The following is a 13,873-nucleotide window of genomic DNA, read 5'->3' as shown; positions in this document are numbered from 1 at the left end:
GGCATGAAATTAACAAACAAGATTGGCGTTATCGTGGATAGCTTCGGTGTAGGTGTACGTGAAGGATTAAGCAAAGCGAAGGATGTAGGTGCAGAAGGCGTACAGATCTATGCAGTCCATGGAGAGATGGACCCTGAGAACCTCTCTCCGACAGCTCGCAAGGAGTTAAGAAGTTATATCGATTCTCTTGGTCTTGAAATTTCTGCCCTGGTCGGCGATTTGGGCGGTCACGGGTTCCAGGTCAAGGAAGATAATCCGTGGAAAGTAGAGAAGTCCAAGCGCATTGTAGATCTTGCTCTGGATCTAGGTACGAATATCGTCACAACACATATCGGTATTGTTCCGCACGATCCTTCCTCCGAAGTGTATGCCACACTGCATGCCGCATGTGAGGAACTGGGTCAATATGCCAAAAGCGCAGGAGCCTACTTCGCGATTGAGACGGGACCGGAAACGGCAGCAGACCTGAAAGGGTTTCTGGATACCCTGTCGACTAACGGGGTTTCAGTGAACTTTGACCCGGCGAACATGGTGATGGTTACCGGAGATGACCCTGCACGAGGTGTTCATCTGCTCAAGGATTATATTGTGCATACCCATGTGAAAGATGGTGTGCGCCTGAAGGAAGTCGACCCGAGGGACGTATACGGTGCAGTGGGATATGCGCCTATGGATCATGAGAAAATTGCCGAAATGGTCTCTTCCGGAACATTCTTCCGTGAGGTACCGCTGGGCGAGGGCAGTGTGGATTTTGACGCATACTTTGCAGCCCTTCGGGATATTGGCTACAAAGGTTATCTGACGATTGAACGCGAGGTAGGCGACCAGCCGGAACAGGACATTCGCAAAGCGGTTAAATTTATCCAACAATACCGATAGGGAGCTGAGCAGATGAAAGTGGGCCTGAGTACGTATAGCTTGTTGAACGATCTGAATTCGGGTGAAATGACGGTTCTGGATATCATCGACTGGATTGCTGCAAATGGTGGCGAGCATATGGAGATGGTTCCGTATGGTTACACCGTGGAGGACAATCCTGATCTCGCCGACGCCATTCGGGAGCGAGCTGCTTCTGCGGGTATTGAGCTGTCCAACTATTCGATGCCTGCGAATTTCGTGCAGGAGACGGAAGAAGCTTTTGAAGAAGAGATAGCTCGGGTCAAAAGACATGTCGATGTTGTACACCGGATGGGTGTAAAGCATATGCGTCATGACGTAACGGCGTTTACTTTGCCTAAGGAGAAAATGACCATTGCCTGGTTTGAGGAAAATTTGCCGCTGATGGTGAAGGGAAGCCAGATCATTGCTGATTATGCTGCACAGTTTGGTATTACAACAACCATTGAAAATCATGGCTTCAGTGTGCAGGCCAGTGATCGTGTGCAGCGTGTGCTTCATGCCGTAGATCGTCCCAACTTCAAAACGACACTCGATATCGGCAACTTCATGTGCGTGGATGAGAATCCGATTATCGGGGTCATGAAAAATCTGCCGTACGCTTCTCTGGTCCACTTCAAGGACTTTTATTTCCGCCCTTATGATGAGCATCCGGGTGAAGGGGAATGGTTCACAACCGCTTACGGCAACTTCCTGCGCGGTGCCATTGTTGGGCAAGGGGATATTCCAATTCGCAAAATTGTGAGGCTGATCAAAGACTCCGGTTATGATGGTAACATTACGATTGAGTTTGAGGGCATGGAGGAATGCAAATCTGCTTCCAAAATCGCCATGAGCAACCTGCGCCGCTTCTGGGAAGAGGCTTAGGGCAATCATTTAGTTTTACATTGTGGGGCCACTTTAAGGAAGTGGCTCTTTTTGCACTTCTTATGTTGAAAAATATACTCGTCTTTGTGTTAAATAAGTCATTATTCAGGGATGCCCAGTCCCGTGATTATGATAAAGTATAATAAAGCGAAGCGCTTTCATATTTTCGGATCAAGAAAATTATAAATAATATTAATAGAAATGGAGAATGTAGATGACGAACTTATCGCTCGAAATTCAAAATGTGGACGGTGTGGTGCTCGAAACGCGGACGGACAGTGAACTAGTAAATCTTGTGTACAGACAGGCCTATGGATCAGGGGACAGCATCGTTCTAAGAAGCTCTGATGTAAACGTATATCTGATCATCCAGCTGGAGGATTCCATGAACCCGGCTTTCGTTTATTTTACAGGTGAGGAGTATCGTTATGCCATTCCTTTTGACGAGAAACGAGTGTCCTATTCACCAAAGTCATTTACGGGTGACAAGCATGTTCTACATGCTCGGTTGGCTACACGTGAAGAGATTGAGGCATATAAAAATGTAGCGCTGAATCCTTATGATCAGCATGGAAACGAAAGCTGTTTTCCCCATGCCTCCGCCAACGTGGAAACCCGTGGAGAGTCCGTATTTGCAGCACGTAACGCCATTAATGGCAACAGCGCCAATGATTCACATGGCGAGTGGCCTTACGAATCTTGGGGGATCAACCAGCGGGATGATGCTGCCATTACAGTCAACTTTGGACGCAAGGTGTCTATCGACAAAGTAGTCCTGACCTTGCGTGCAGATTTTCCCCACGATAACTTCTGGGAGCGGGTTACTCTTACCTTTTCCGATGGCAGCTCCGAGCAGGCCAGTTTGATCCAAACTCATAAACCACAAACGATCGCAATTCAGTCGAAGGACGTGGAATGGGTAACGTTAAGCGAACTGATCAAGTCGTCAGATCCCTCTCCATTCCCGGCATTAAGTCAGTTCGAGGTGTTTGGTCGCGAAGCCTAAATTCATTAACATTAATTGGTTCTCGATAAGGATTAAGTTACGATCATCACAAGTATGGTATAATAGATCTATTCAGCCTGGAAAATGACTGGCTATGGATAGGGGAGATCACTGATCTATGCAGGTATTCGAGGACTGGAACCAGAAAGTGAAAAAAACGTTTAATGCTACGAATCCCGAGGTTGTATTGACGGTATCTGAAGCAGGGAGTTTGCTCGGTCTGACCAAAGATCAGATGAAACTTTATGTAGACAAGAATAAACTAACTAAGGTCCCGATCATGAGAAGTGTTCACCGATACCTCTTGTTGAAAAGTGAAATAGATAGCATCGTAAAAACGCGCTAAACTCATAGGATCGACCGCAGCCATTTTACCGACAGGATTCGGGAGAGTGGTTTTTTTTTTTGAAATAGGAGGAACAGACCATGCTGAGCAAACTCTCGAGAGGGCTATACCATTGGGTGAATTGGAAATGGGTGGTGGCTTCAGTTGTTATTTTTGCATGCTTTATTGCATTCATTCTTCCCTGGCAGGCGGCGAAGTCGAAAGAAGTAACAGGAAGTGGAGTATTCGGCAAATGATCTCTACCAGATGGCTGAACAATATGGTGAAGAAGGGCGTAGCGCTTATATCCAGGCACGTTTTACATTTGATCTCGTCTGGCCGATCGTTTATCTGTTCTTGTTGTTGGTTTTGTTGTCTATTCTGTATCGAGTGATTCCGCCAAAGAATCGCTGGCGAAGGCTTAATTTGCTTCCAGTTGGAGGATGGGCCTTAGATATGCTTGAAAATGCAGGTGCCTCCTTGACGATGTATCGTTATCCTGTACATACTCCCGTGGTAGCGGAATTGACTCCCATTTTTACTCTGCTGAAATGGTGTCTCATCTCTGCCAGTTTTGCTGCGCTGGTACCGGGTATTATCCTAACAATCTTTCATTTCGCTCGCACAAACCGGGGATAAAATAAGGAATACAGGACAATCCTACCACTGGATGATTTTTGTGCCCCAGTACTGCTGGAAGTGGAATGATAGTGGTCAGAGCTCCTTTGGAGAGGGGAATTTGTTCTTAGAGGAGCTTGTGGAAATACCTTCTTGTCAATGGACAACCTATTCGTATATACTCTTGTCGCAAGTGGCAGGAATGGTTCAATTACATGATATCAAGGAGATGAAGCACGAATGGCGATTAGCTTGAATGTGTATCTTGTAACGGATGGTAACGGACGTGAAGCAGTAGAATTTTACAAAAAGGCATTTGGAGCGGAAGTGCTGGCTCTCCAGACATTTGGCGATGGTCCTTCCAACCCAGACCACCCCGTACCTCCCGAAGCGAAAGACCGCATCATGCATGCTTCTTTGCAGATTGGCAGTTCTGTACTGATGTTATCCGATACATTCCCTGGCATGCCTTATATTGTGGGTAATCATGTGAATGTTACGGTGAACACGGATACTGCGGATGAAGCCAAAGAAATTTTCAACCAGTTGCAAGACGGTGGCGAAGTGAAAATGCCGATCCAGGAAACATTTTGGAGTCCAGCCTACGGCATGGTTATCGATAAATTTGGAGTTCAGTTCCAGATCAGCTGTACAGCAGCCAACCATCAGTAAAATGTAAGTTAGTGTCTCTGACATAGAAGATAAAACTACAAAACCTCCAGGACATGAGTAACGTGTCTGGAGGTTTTTTTGTGACTCCTGCAAGGAGTGTGTATACTTGCTAATCTGAAAATTAGACTTCTTTCTGAATCTTGGAAGGATTGTTGATTTTGTAGGGAACAGGGTTCTTGGTCAGCTTTTTCTTGATAATCTTTGCTTCAAAAGTAAGCACATCGCCAACCTCAAGCTCCTGCTTCTTGATCGTGGCACTGTGGCTGGACCAGGCTTCGCCAACGTCAATAACCTCGGGCTCGGTGATCGTAAGAGCTTCATAGATAATGACTTCATCATCATTGTCGGAGAAATGGTTCGGCACGGTCGTAAATTCCTTCACAACAGCGGACATTTTCACTTTACCCTCCGGCAATTCAATCTTAAGCGATTTAGCTTTACCTGCGGTTTTTGCCTTTGGTTTAGCAGCACTGCTTGTTGCGTTAGCGGGTCCAACATACTCTTCCACCAGACCATCAGGGTCGCCTTTTAGCTCGGAGGAGGTATCATCGTTATCCGTGTCCACATCCAGTTCGGAATCAAAGTCACTCATACCGGATGGAATCTTATCCGAATAGGAAGCAGTAACAGGATCTTGTGCAGCATCAGAGCTAGGGAGCTCTTCTAAGTTGGTTGTAGCGACTGGTTCATTAGATTTGTCCTTTGCCGTACCCGCTCCAACCGGACTTTTTACATTATAGCTGGACGCCTGCATTTCTTTCAGATAAGACGGATGAATGCAGTGTTTCTGGTTATTGTCCAATTGAATGACTGCTGCCATATGATCGACAAAGCCAATGATGGTGCAAGGCATATTCAGCCCATTCCCTTTATAATAGAACGTTTTGACCTTTGTTGCTTTTTCCGAAAGCAAGCCCCATTCCTGGCACTTCTCAATCAACTCGTCCTCGTTCTCCAAAGCGGTATAATACTGCGGTTCGATCATAAAAGCATATGCCATAACGAATTTCCGCCTTTCCAATCATATCTTCATGTTCATCGTTGCCAAATTACACTCAGTGTATCACAAAAGTGGACTCTTCGATGAGGAATATAAAAGCGCCTGCGTAGGCGCCTATGGTATAATTTTGGTAGACAACGGGTGGGCATTACCGTAATGAAGTCATAAACAAAAACCCACCGTTAAACAGGTTGAACTCCTGCGGTGGGATTTGCTCTGCATCTGAACAGACGTGCGCCGTAAGAGGATTTCACCTCTACATGTTGTCTATTCTTATGTTATCATAGCCATTTTATACAGGCAAATGAGTGACTGTTCCTACATTAAAATTAATATTTTTTTATAAATATCTTTAAGGAGGATGATCTCCATGGACAAAAAAGTGAATCCTCAAACACTTTGGCTTGGGGTGGGTATTGCCATTGGAACGAGTATTGGTGTGGCAACAAACCAGATCGCTCTGGGGGTTGCCTTTGGTGTGGCAATGGGCGTCGTGGTTGGATCTGTCGTTAGCAAACGTGCAGGCTCGGGGCTGGATGATATGCTGAGTGAACATGTCAAGGAATTGTATAAGCAGGAGGAATGGGAAGAGGTACTTGAGCGGTCACAGGATCATCCGGTGCTGCTTCTGAAACACAGTACAACTTGTCCAGTCAGTGCGAGAGCATACAGGGAGTTTATGGCCTTTGTGGGCTCGAATGCATCAGATCCCGCACAGAAGATGGAGTACCGAATCGTCAAAGTCATCGAAAGCCGCTCGCTTTCCCGCCGCATTGCGGAAGATACCGAGGTTCACCATGAATCGCCTCAAGTCCTGCTGTTAGACGGTGGCCAAGTTATTCAACATACGTCACACGGGAAAATTACCCGGAAGAGACTGCTGCAATGGGCCCAGAATCCGTTTGGATAAAGGGCACCCAACATACATAGACCCGCTTCCTTCAGCTAATCGCTGAGTGGAACGGGTCTTTTTTACGCTTTTTTTACACCCTGGAGGGTATTTCTTTACCCCCTTTTTACAGCGTTTCGTATTACGATTTCATATGTAGAAGGTTGCAAGAACGGTAGAGAGAGGGAGGGGAGCACATGGTGAATGATGCCACGATAATTGGGCTGGTCGTGCTATTGTTTGTGGTGTTCTGGGGCTTTGTGAAATTTTGTGAGAAAGCATGAATGCATAGGGCATGAAAGGGGAGAAGCCGTATGATCGTCATCGGCATGATTGTGCTCGCACTGGTAGTCTATCTTGGTTACGTGCTAGTGAGGCCGGAGAAGTTCTGATGGTCGCTTGGGGCACGAAACCAGAAGCACTCGGATCGTCGATTTTAGGGAGGAAATGCGGATATGAGTAGCGGTTTATTACAAGTGGCGGTGACGCTGCTGATCATCATACTACTGGTGAAGCCAGTGGGGAGTTATCTGGTGAAGGTGTTTGACGGCAAACGAACAGGTCTGGATCGGATATTTGGCGGGCCTGAGCGATTGTTGTATCGATTGATGGGGGTGAAGGAGAACGAGTCGATGGGTTGGAAAAAGTACCTGTCAGCCGTGCTCATTTCAAACTTCGTCATGCTGTTATTAATGTTTCTGGTGCTGCGGCTGCAAAAGTATTTGCCACTCAACCCGGATGGCATCGGTAATATGCCTGCGGCACAGGCCTTTAATACAGCTGCATCGTTCATGACCAACACGAACTGGCAGTCTTACACGGGTGAGAATGCCCTGTCGTATCTGTCGCAGATGCTGGCCGTGACGTTTCCAATGTTCACCTCAGCCGCGACCGGCTTCGCGGTCGCTATTGCCTTCATTCGCGGCCTGGTGGGCCGACGGGATGAACTGGGGAACTTCTACGTCGACGTGGTACGGTCGATTACGAGAATCTTTTTGCCGCTGAGCTTCATTGTGGCGTTGTTCCTCGTATTCCAGGGTGTGCCGCAGACACTGGCGGGAGCGGTGAACGCAACCACACTGGACGGGGCACAGCAGACGATTAGCCGCGGGCTGGTCGCTTCGCTGGAGTCGATCAAACACTTGGGTACCAATGGTGGAGGTTGGTTCGGAACCAATGCAGCGCATCCATTTGAGAACCCCACAGCGTTGTCGAATCTGGTGCATATCGTCTGCATGATGCTGCTTCCTACTGCGCTGGTTTACGCCTTCGGCATCATGGTGAACAACCGGAAGCAGGGCTGGACGCTGTTTGCGGCTATGAGTTTACTTTTCCTCGTGATGCTGACCACGGTATTTGTTTCGGAATATCGCGGTGTGCCAGCGCTGGATGCGGTGGGAATCCAAGGTAATATGGAAGGCAAAGAAGTCAGGTTTGGGGTATCCGAATCGGCGCTTTTCACAGCGGTGACTACAGCAGCCACAACCGGGTCGGTGAACAATATGCATGAGTCTCTTACCCCGCTTGGTGGCATGGTTGCACTGGCTGAGATGATGCTCAACAACGTATTCGGCGGTAAAGGGGTAGGTTTGCTCAACGGATTGCTCTATGTGATTCTGGCTGTGTTTATCTGTGGGCTGATGGTTGGGCGGACCCCTGAATTTCTGGGCAAAAAAATTGAGGGTAAGGAAGTGAAGCTCGCGTCTATCGCGCTGCTTGTTCATCCTTTGATTATTCTGGCTCCGACCGCGCTGGCGCTTATGCGTCCTGAGTCTGTCGCTTCAATTTCGAATTCAGGCATGCATGGTCTGACCGAGGTGTTATATGCCTTTGCATCCGGGGCTGCCAATAATGGATCGGCGTTTGCCGGGCTGAATGCCAACACAGACTTTTACAACATCGCCATTGGTGTCGTGATGCTGCTCGGAAGATACATTTCCATGATCGCGATGCTCGCCATTGCCGGATCACTGGCCACTAAACGAATGGTTCCCGTAACAACGGGTACACTGCGTACGCATACGCCTCTTTTTGCAGGTATTCTGGTGATGATGATTGTGGTAGTAGGGGCGTTGACGTTCTTCCCATCACTGGCGCTTGGACCAATCGCAGAACATCTGGCGATGATCCGATGATGAACGGCACGGTGATCGGATATGGGAATAGGAGCAAGGACGTAAAGTGCGGAGGTGGATTATCACAATGAATGTAGTAGAACGAAAGAAGGAGCAGACGGTGGAAGGATTAGACAGAGGCACGATCAGAACCCAGGGTAAAGGAACGAGAGGTACGGGTACGGATCCCGGTACGCCCAAAAGAAGCAAAACATTAAGTCGGGACATTCTGCTCCAGGCATCTCTGGATGCCTTCAAGAAGCTGAACCCGGTCGTCATGATCAAAAATCCGGTGATGTTTATCGTCGAAGTCGGTACACTCATCACATTGCTGTTATGTATCAATCCAGATCTATTTGTTGCATCCGAGGCAGGGCGAGGGTACAACATCGCGGTGTTTCTCATCCTGTTGTTCACGTTGCTGTTTGCCAACTTTGCTGAAGCACTGGCAGAGGGACGGGGTAAAGCTCAGGCAGATACGCTACGGAAGACGAAATCGGACACGACTGCAAAGCTGGTACAGAAAGACGGGACCATTAAGCAAGTGTCTTCGACCCAGTTGAAAAAAGGAGATATCGTCCGTGTAGAAGCAGGCGAACTGATTCCCACGGACGGTGAGATTATTGAAGGGCTGGCCTCTATCGACGAGTCCGCTATTACCGGGGAATCGGCTCCCGTAATCAAGGAGGCGGGCGGTGACTTTTCCTCCGTTACCGGAGGCACGCGGGTTACTTCTGACTATATCGTGATGCGTGTGCAGACCGATCCGGGGGAGTCGTTCCTCGACCGAATGATCTCACTCGTTGAAGGCGCACAGCGCCAGAAAACGCCGAATGAAATTGCGCTGACAACACTGCTCGCCGTGTTGACCCTGATATTCCTGATTGTCATCATGACCATGGTGCCAATGGCGAACTATTTGGGCATCCGGCTCGATCTGGCTACCCTTATCGCATTGCTTGTCTGTCTGATTCCGACGACGATCGGCGGGTTGTTATCCGCGATCGGTATTGCCGGGATGGACCGTGTCACGCAGTTCAACGTACTCGCCATGTCGGGTAAAGCGGTGGAAGCGGCAGGGGATATTGATACGCTGATTCTGGACAAAACCGGAACAATTACGTACGGCAACCGCATGGCCTCGGAGTTTATTCCTGTTCAGGGCGTATCTGCACAGGAGATGACTCGGGCTGCGCTGCAAGCTTCCGTAGTCGATGAGACACCGGAGGGGCGCTCGGTTGTTGAATTGGCTGGCAAGCAGGGTGAGAACTGGGCGGAGACAGAATATGCAGATGCAGAACATGTGAACTTCACTGCAGAAACTCGCATGTCGGGTCTGAATCTAAGCGGTGGGAAGCAAATTCGCAAAGGTGCGGTGGATGCGATCAAACGCCATATTTCCTCCCGTGGAGGACGGATACCCGGCGATTTGGACGATATAGCTAACCGAATTGCAAAAGCTGGGGGTACACCGCTTGCTGTTGCGATTGATGACCAGATTTATGGTGTGATCTATCTGAAAGATACAGTGAAACCAGGGCTGAAAGAGAAGTTTGCAGAGATGCGAGCCATGGGCATCAAGACGATCATGTGTACAGGGGATAATCCCCTGACGGCGGCGACCATTGCGCTGGAAGCGGGCGTGGATGATTTTATTGCCGAGGCCAAGCCGGAAGACAAGATTAACGCGATCAAAAAAGAGCAGCAGGAGGGTAAGCTCGTCGCCATGACCGGCGACGGCACGAACGATGCTCCTGCTCTGGCGCAGGCCGATGTCGGCCTCGCGATGAATTCGGGCACCATGGCGGCCAAGGAAGCGGCCAACATGATTGATCTGGATTCCGACCCGACCAAGCTGTTGTCGGTGGTCTCCATTGGCAAGCAGCTGCTCATTACCCGCGGCGCACTGACGACCTTTTCGATATCCAATGATATTGCCAAGTATTTCGCCATCATTCCGGCCATGTTTATTCTAGCCATGCCGCAGCTTCAGGCACTCAATATTATGAATCTCGCTTCACCGCAGTCCGCAATTCTGTCAGCGCTGATCTTCAACGCCATCATTATCCCACTGCTAATCCCAATCGCCATGCGGGGTGTGAAATATAGGGCTATGTCCGCGGAGCGGCTGCTTGGACGGAATGTGTTCATCTATGGCGTGGGCGGTGTAATCGTTCCTTTTATCGGAATTAAGCTGATTGATCTGGTACTGTCGGGGCTTATTTAACTAAGTATTTAAAAAGAAGCCTTGATTTACACGACAACGAAGAGTGCAGAACCAATCTGAAGAAACGAAGTGTTCGCCTTTATCCCCGGATTTTATCCCTTGGAAAAGGGAATCAAAAAAAATCTGGGGATAACAGCGATCGTAGGATGGTGCTGCAATCGGAGTGAACCAGTGTAACACGTATAGGTTGAGTTTTTACAATAACAAATCAGGATGTGATTCATATGAAACAGGTACTGCCCGCCATTCGGTTGTCTGTCGTACTTATGCTAATTTGCGGTATTATCTACCCGCTTGTTACAACCGGAGTGGCGCAGCTGCTCTTCTCAAATCAGGCGAACGGCAGTCTGATCACACAAGGCGGGAAAACCATCGGTTCGTCTCTGCTGGCGCAGGAAGTAAAATCGCCGGGGCTGTTCCAGCCCCGGGCATCGAACGCTAATTATGATGGAACCGCTTCGGCAGGTTCCAATCGCGCTGTGGCATCGGAGGCGTATATAGTTGAAATGAAGGAAAAGGTGGATCAGCTCAAGCAAGAGAATCCGGGCTTGCAGCAAATTCCTGCAGATCTCGTGACAGGTTCCGGTTCCGGTCTTGACCCCGATCTGTCACCGGAAGCGGCAAAAGCACAGATTCCCCGGATTAGCCAGTCAACGGGCCTTGGTGAGCAAGAGCTTGCCAAGATCGTCGAGGAACATACACAAGGGCGACAGCTAGGCATTTTCGGTGAGCCTCGTGTGAATGTGACCGCTCTGAATCAAGCGTTGACGGCTGAGCTAAAATAACAGGCATCGTGTTGGGTAGATCCACGGGGAATACAACTTCCCTCGGTTGTTCGTATCAGGCCTTCTTCCGAGCTTCGGAAGGGGCTTTCTCCATTTTAAGTAAAGGTTATGTTGGGGGAGTGAACAGGATGGAAGACAGCTTCAAGCGGAAGTCCCCGGAAGACATCTTGAAGATGATCACGAAGCTGCAGCAGGGCACCTTGAAGATATATATCGGTCCGGTCAGCGGTTCGGGCAAAACGTATCATATGCTTAGGGAAGGAAACACATTACGCCATCAGGGGATCGATGTGGTTATCTGCGCTGTGTCTACCATGCAAAGACCGGAGACCGTGGAGCAGCTCGGCGAGTTGGAGCGGATTCCAAGCATTCATTGGTCTCGCTGGAAGGATGGCATGGAGATGAAGGACCTGAATCTGGATGCTCTGCTGGCACGTAATCCGGAGGTTGTGCTCGTTGATGGGCTTGCTCATAGAAACCGAAAAGGGGCGCGTCATGCAACCCGACTGGAAGACATTCAGTATTTGCTGCGACACAACATCAGTGTCATTACAACGGTGAATGTATATGAACTGGAGGGATATACGGAGCTTGCACGCCAGCTAACGGGAATTGCAGCAGAGCATACTGTACCTGCCGATACCCTTGAACTGGCCGATGAAGTGAAATTGATCGATGTAACCCCGGAAACCGTATTAAGCCGTCTTGCGGAGGGACACCTTCGGGGACATGAAGGTGAAGCGGTGTTTCGGCATGGCAATTTGGGCATTTTGCGTGAACTGGCTCTTCGACTTGTTGCGGAAGGGGTCAACGAATCACTGCGTGAGCACCGGGAAGAGATGGGAATTACGGTTACGACAGGCATCATGGAACGCATTTTGGTATCCACCCAATATCACTGGAACGGGTCCATCTATATTCGGCGCGGACAGCAGATTGCGAAGAGATTAAACGGGGATCTGCATGCCGTGACCTTTCGCAATATGAAGCAGCCGCTAACCAAGGAAGCTACTGTTTTTCGTCGCAACATGATCAAACTGGTGGAGAAGTTTGGAGGGCAGTTTGAGGAATTGCCTGTATTACACCGCCGTAACATTCCATCTACACTTGCACGCTACGCAGTCCAGCATCAGATTACCCGTATTGTTATGGGACACTCACGGCACAGTCGCTGGCAGGAGCTGTGGCGGGGATCATTTGTTAATTCCTTGCTGCGCAGAGTGCGGGGTGTCGATCTGTTTCTACTCGCCGATCGGGCACAGCATGAGGGCGAGCGGGTACTTCCGACCCGATTGCCGGATACAGAGACTCCAACATATCGCAGGTTAAGTGAGCAGGAGATGAAGGCACAGATTGGTCAGATTCGGCGTGGTAAGTTCAAGGTATACATCGGTGCTGCGCCAGGTGTGGGAAAAACCTATATGATGCTCCGGGAAGGCAATGATCTGCTCCGCAAAGGCATCGATGTACAGATTGGTCTGCTGGAGACACATAATCGGGCGGAGACGTTGGAACAGATCGGCCAGTTATCCATCATTCCACGAGAGCAGCGGGTGTACCAAGGGGTGCAGCTCGAGGAAATGGACACTGATGCCATTCTTCGTCTATGTCCTGAAGTGGTATTGGTGGATGAGCTCGCGCATACGAATGTCCCGGGAAGCTTGCGGCAAAAGCGTTACGAAGATGTGCAGATCCTGTTGGATGCAGGCATCTCTGTCATCACTACCGTGAATGTGCAGCATCTGGAAAGTCTGAACGATGCGGTGGAACATATTACGGGAATTCGAGTCCGAGAGACCGTGCCGGATCAGATTTTGCAAATGGCAGATGAGGTCCAACTTATCGATGTTGCCCCCCAAGCCTTGCGGCAACGCATGCGGGAGGGTAAAATCTATGCAGCAGCCAAGGTGGAACAAGCGCTTGGTCATTTTTTTCGCATTGGTAATCTGATTGCCTTACGGGAACTTGCCCTGCGGGAATTGGCCGATGATGTGGATGAACGCCTTGAATCACAGGAGCGCAAAAGTGCACTTCGCGGTCCCTGGCGCAGACAGGAGGCGGTCTTTGTCTGCGTAAGCAGTGATGAGCATGCGGAGCGGCTGATTCGCCGCGGATTTCGTACAGCCTACCGGTTAAAGGCGGTCTGGCATGTGCACCATGTTCATGTAGGTGAAGTCATGAGTGATGAAGTGAAATGCCAGTTGGAGGAGCTGGAACAGCTGACCGTTCGACTGGGCGGCAAATTTCATATTCATCATAGCCAGAGGCTGAGAGATGTGCCTGGTATTTTGGCGGGTAAAGCTTCTGAAGAAAAAGCAACGCAGTTGGTGGTTGGTCAAGCGAGACGAGTCTGGTGGCTGAACGGCTATCGTGGAAAGGGAACGGTGGTCAGCAGGCTGGTGCGGTTATCCAGACATATGGACGTATTGATCGTTGCGGACTACGATTATGATCTGAGCGGGATGTGAGATGT

14 protein-coding genes are annotated in these 13,873 nt (G+C 49.3%); 13 read left to right on the top strand and 1 reads right to left on the bottom strand.

Annotation, left to right across the window (positions count from 1 at the left end; genetic code table 11):
- Window positions 1–3 precede the first annotated feature (3 nt).
- The 7 genes from BLV50_RS29385 to BLV50_RS29360 all read left to right on the top strand — a co-directional run bounded on the left by BLV50_RS29385 (window position 4) and on the right by BLV50_RS29360 (window position 4,385).
- Window positions 4–879: a sugar phosphate isomerase/epimerase family protein gene (locus tag BLV50_RS29385; protein WP_063566456.1), complete on the top strand. Its 876-nt coding sequence runs from the start codon at window positions 4–6 to the stop codon at window positions 877–879.
- 12 nt (window positions 880–891) lie between these two features.
- Window positions 892–1,764: a sugar phosphate isomerase/epimerase family protein gene (locus BLV50_RS29380; protein WP_063566455.1), complete on the top strand. Its 873-nt coding sequence runs from the start codon at window positions 892–894 to the stop codon at window positions 1,762–1,764.
- A 214-nt stretch (window positions 1,765–1,978) separates the two neighbouring features.
- Entirely contained in the window at window positions 1,979–2,770 is a 792-nt protein-coding gene (locus BLV50_RS29375) for a carbohydrate-binding protein (protein ID WP_090811474.1), read from the top strand.
- 118 nt (window positions 2,771–2,888) lie between these two features.
- Window positions 2,889–3,116, top strand: coding sequence for a hypothetical protein (locus BLV50_RS29370; protein WP_053782996.1), 228 nt, complete (start codon window positions 2,889–2,891; stop codon window positions 3,114–3,116).
- Window positions 3,117–3,196: 80 nt separating this feature from the next.
- On the top strand, window positions 3,197–3,352 hold the full coding sequence (locus BLV50_RS32985; RefSeq protein ID WP_177031294.1) for a hypothetical protein: 156 nt from the start codon (window positions 3,197–3,199) through the stop codon (window positions 3,350–3,352).
- The gene (locus BLV50_RS29365) at window positions 3,333–3,734 is read left to right on the top strand and encodes a hypothetical protein (protein ID WP_143038169.1); all 402 of its coding nucleotides are present in this window, start codon (window positions 3,333–3,335) and stop codon (window positions 3,732–3,734) included. Before BLV50_RS32985 ends, BLV50_RS29365 begins: the two co-directional genes overlap by 20 nt.
- Window positions 3,735–3,953: 219 nt before the next feature.
- On the top strand, window positions 3,954–4,385 hold the full coding sequence (locus BLV50_RS29360) for a VOC family protein (RefSeq protein WP_090811470.1): 432 nt from the start codon (window positions 3,954–3,956) through the stop codon (window positions 4,383–4,385).
- Between the two features lie 121 nt (window positions 4,386–4,506).
- Here the strand turns inward: BLV50_RS29360 and BLV50_RS29355 are convergent, their stop codons facing one another.
- Window positions 4,507–5,385: a hypothetical protein gene (locus BLV50_RS29355; RefSeq protein ID WP_063566451.1), complete on the bottom strand. Its 879-nt coding sequence runs from the start codon at window positions 5,383–5,385 to the stop codon at window positions 4,507–4,509.
- Window positions 5,386–5,755: 370 nt separating this feature from the next.
- On the opposite strand from BLV50_RS29355, the gene ytxJ reads away from it, so the two are divergent.
- From ytxJ to BLV50_RS29325, 6 genes are all read left to right on the top strand, one after another.
- Window positions 5,756–6,295, top strand: a complete 540-nt coding sequence (ytxJ, locus tag BLV50_RS29350; RefSeq protein WP_177031293.1) for a bacillithiol system redox-active protein YtxJ — start codon at window positions 5,756–5,758, stop codon at window positions 6,293–6,295.
- A gap of 293 nt (window positions 6,296–6,588) precedes the next feature.
- Entirely contained in the window at window positions 6,589–6,666 is a 78-nt protein-coding gene (locus tag BLV50_RS33860) for a potassium-transporting ATPase subunit F (protein WP_072735816.1), read from the top strand.
- Between the two features lie 63 nt (window positions 6,667–6,729).
- Window positions 6,730–8,409, top strand: a complete 1,680-nt coding sequence (gene kdpA, locus BLV50_RS29340) for a potassium-transporting ATPase subunit KdpA (protein WP_072735798.1) — start codon at window positions 6,730–6,732, stop codon at window positions 8,407–8,409.
- 67 nt (window positions 8,410–8,476) lie between these two features.
- Entirely contained in the window at window positions 8,477–10,615 is a 2,139-nt protein-coding gene (kdpB, locus tag BLV50_RS29335) for a potassium-transporting ATPase subunit KdpB (protein WP_240321502.1), read from the top strand.
- Window positions 10,616–10,839: 224 nt separating this feature from the next.
- Window positions 10,840–11,400 carry a potassium-transporting ATPase subunit KdpC gene (kdpC, locus tag BLV50_RS29330; protein WP_090811468.1) on the top strand — a complete coding sequence of 187 codons (561 nt, stop codon included), beginning with the start codon at window positions 10,840–10,842 and terminating at the stop codon, window positions 11,398–11,400.
- 128 nt (window positions 11,401–11,528) lie between these two features.
- The gene (locus tag BLV50_RS29325; RefSeq protein ID WP_090811466.1) at window positions 11,529–13,868 is read left to right on the top strand and encodes a histidine kinase; all 2,340 of its coding nucleotides are present in this window, start codon (window positions 11,529–11,531) and stop codon (window positions 13,866–13,868) included.
- Window positions 13,869–13,873: the final 5 nt, after the last annotated feature.

The organism is Paenibacillus sp. 276b (genome assembly GCF_900107875.1).
Lineage (GTDB): Bacteria > Bacillota > Bacilli > Paenibacillales > Paenibacillaceae > Paenibacillus > Paenibacillus marchantiae.
The sequence above is the reverse complement of the archived record's forward strand: the minus strand, read 5'-3'. Positions and strand labels throughout refer to the sequence as shown.

Excerpts from the sequence above, each read along its gene's own strand:
- BLV50_RS29385 (WP_063566456.1), top strand. The coding sequence starts at position 4 with ATGAAATTAACAAACAAGATTGGCGTTATCGTGGATAGCTTCGGTGTA.
- BLV50_RS29380 (WP_063566455.1), top strand. The coding sequence starts at position 892 with ATGAAAGTGGGCCTGAGTACGTATAGCTTGTTGAACGATCTGAATTCG.
- BLV50_RS29375 (WP_090811474.1), top strand. The coding sequence starts at position 1,979 with ATGACGAACTTATCGCTCGAAATTCAAAATGTGGACGGTGTGGTGCTC.
- BLV50_RS29370 (WP_053782996.1), top strand. The coding sequence starts at position 2,889 with ATGCAGGTATTCGAGGACTGGAACCAGAAAGTGAAAAAAACGTTTAAT.
- BLV50_RS32985 (WP_177031294.1), top strand. The coding sequence starts at position 3,197 with ATGCTGAGCAAACTCTCGAGAGGGCTATACCATTGGGTGAATTGGAAA.
- BLV50_RS29360 (WP_090811470.1), top strand. The coding sequence starts at position 3,954 with ATGGCGATTAGCTTGAATGTGTATCTTGTAACGGATGGTAACGGACGT.
- BLV50_RS29355 (WP_063566451.1), bottom strand. The coding sequence starts at position 5,385 with ATGGCATATGCTTTTATGATCGAACCGCAGTATTATACCGCTTTGGAG.
- ytxJ (WP_177031293.1), top strand. The coding sequence starts at position 5,756 with ATGGACAAAAAAGTGAATCCTCAAACACTTTGGCTTGGGGTGGGTATT.
- BLV50_RS33860 (WP_072735816.1), top strand. The coding sequence starts at position 6,589 with ATGATCGTCATCGGCATGATTGTGCTCGCACTGGTAGTCTATCTTGGT.
- kdpA (WP_072735798.1), top strand. The coding sequence starts at position 6,730 with ATGAGTAGCGGTTTATTACAAGTGGCGGTGACGCTGCTGATCATCATA.
- kdpB (WP_240321502.1), top strand. The coding sequence starts at position 8,477 with ATGAATGTAGTAGAACGAAAGAAGGAGCAGACGGTGGAAGGATTAGAC.
- kdpC (WP_090811468.1), top strand. The coding sequence starts at position 10,840 with ATGAAACAGGTACTGCCCGCCATTCGGTTGTCTGTCGTACTTATGCTA.
- BLV50_RS29325 (WP_090811466.1), top strand. The coding sequence starts at position 11,529 with ATGGAAGACAGCTTCAAGCGGAAGTCCCCGGAAGACATCTTGAAGATG.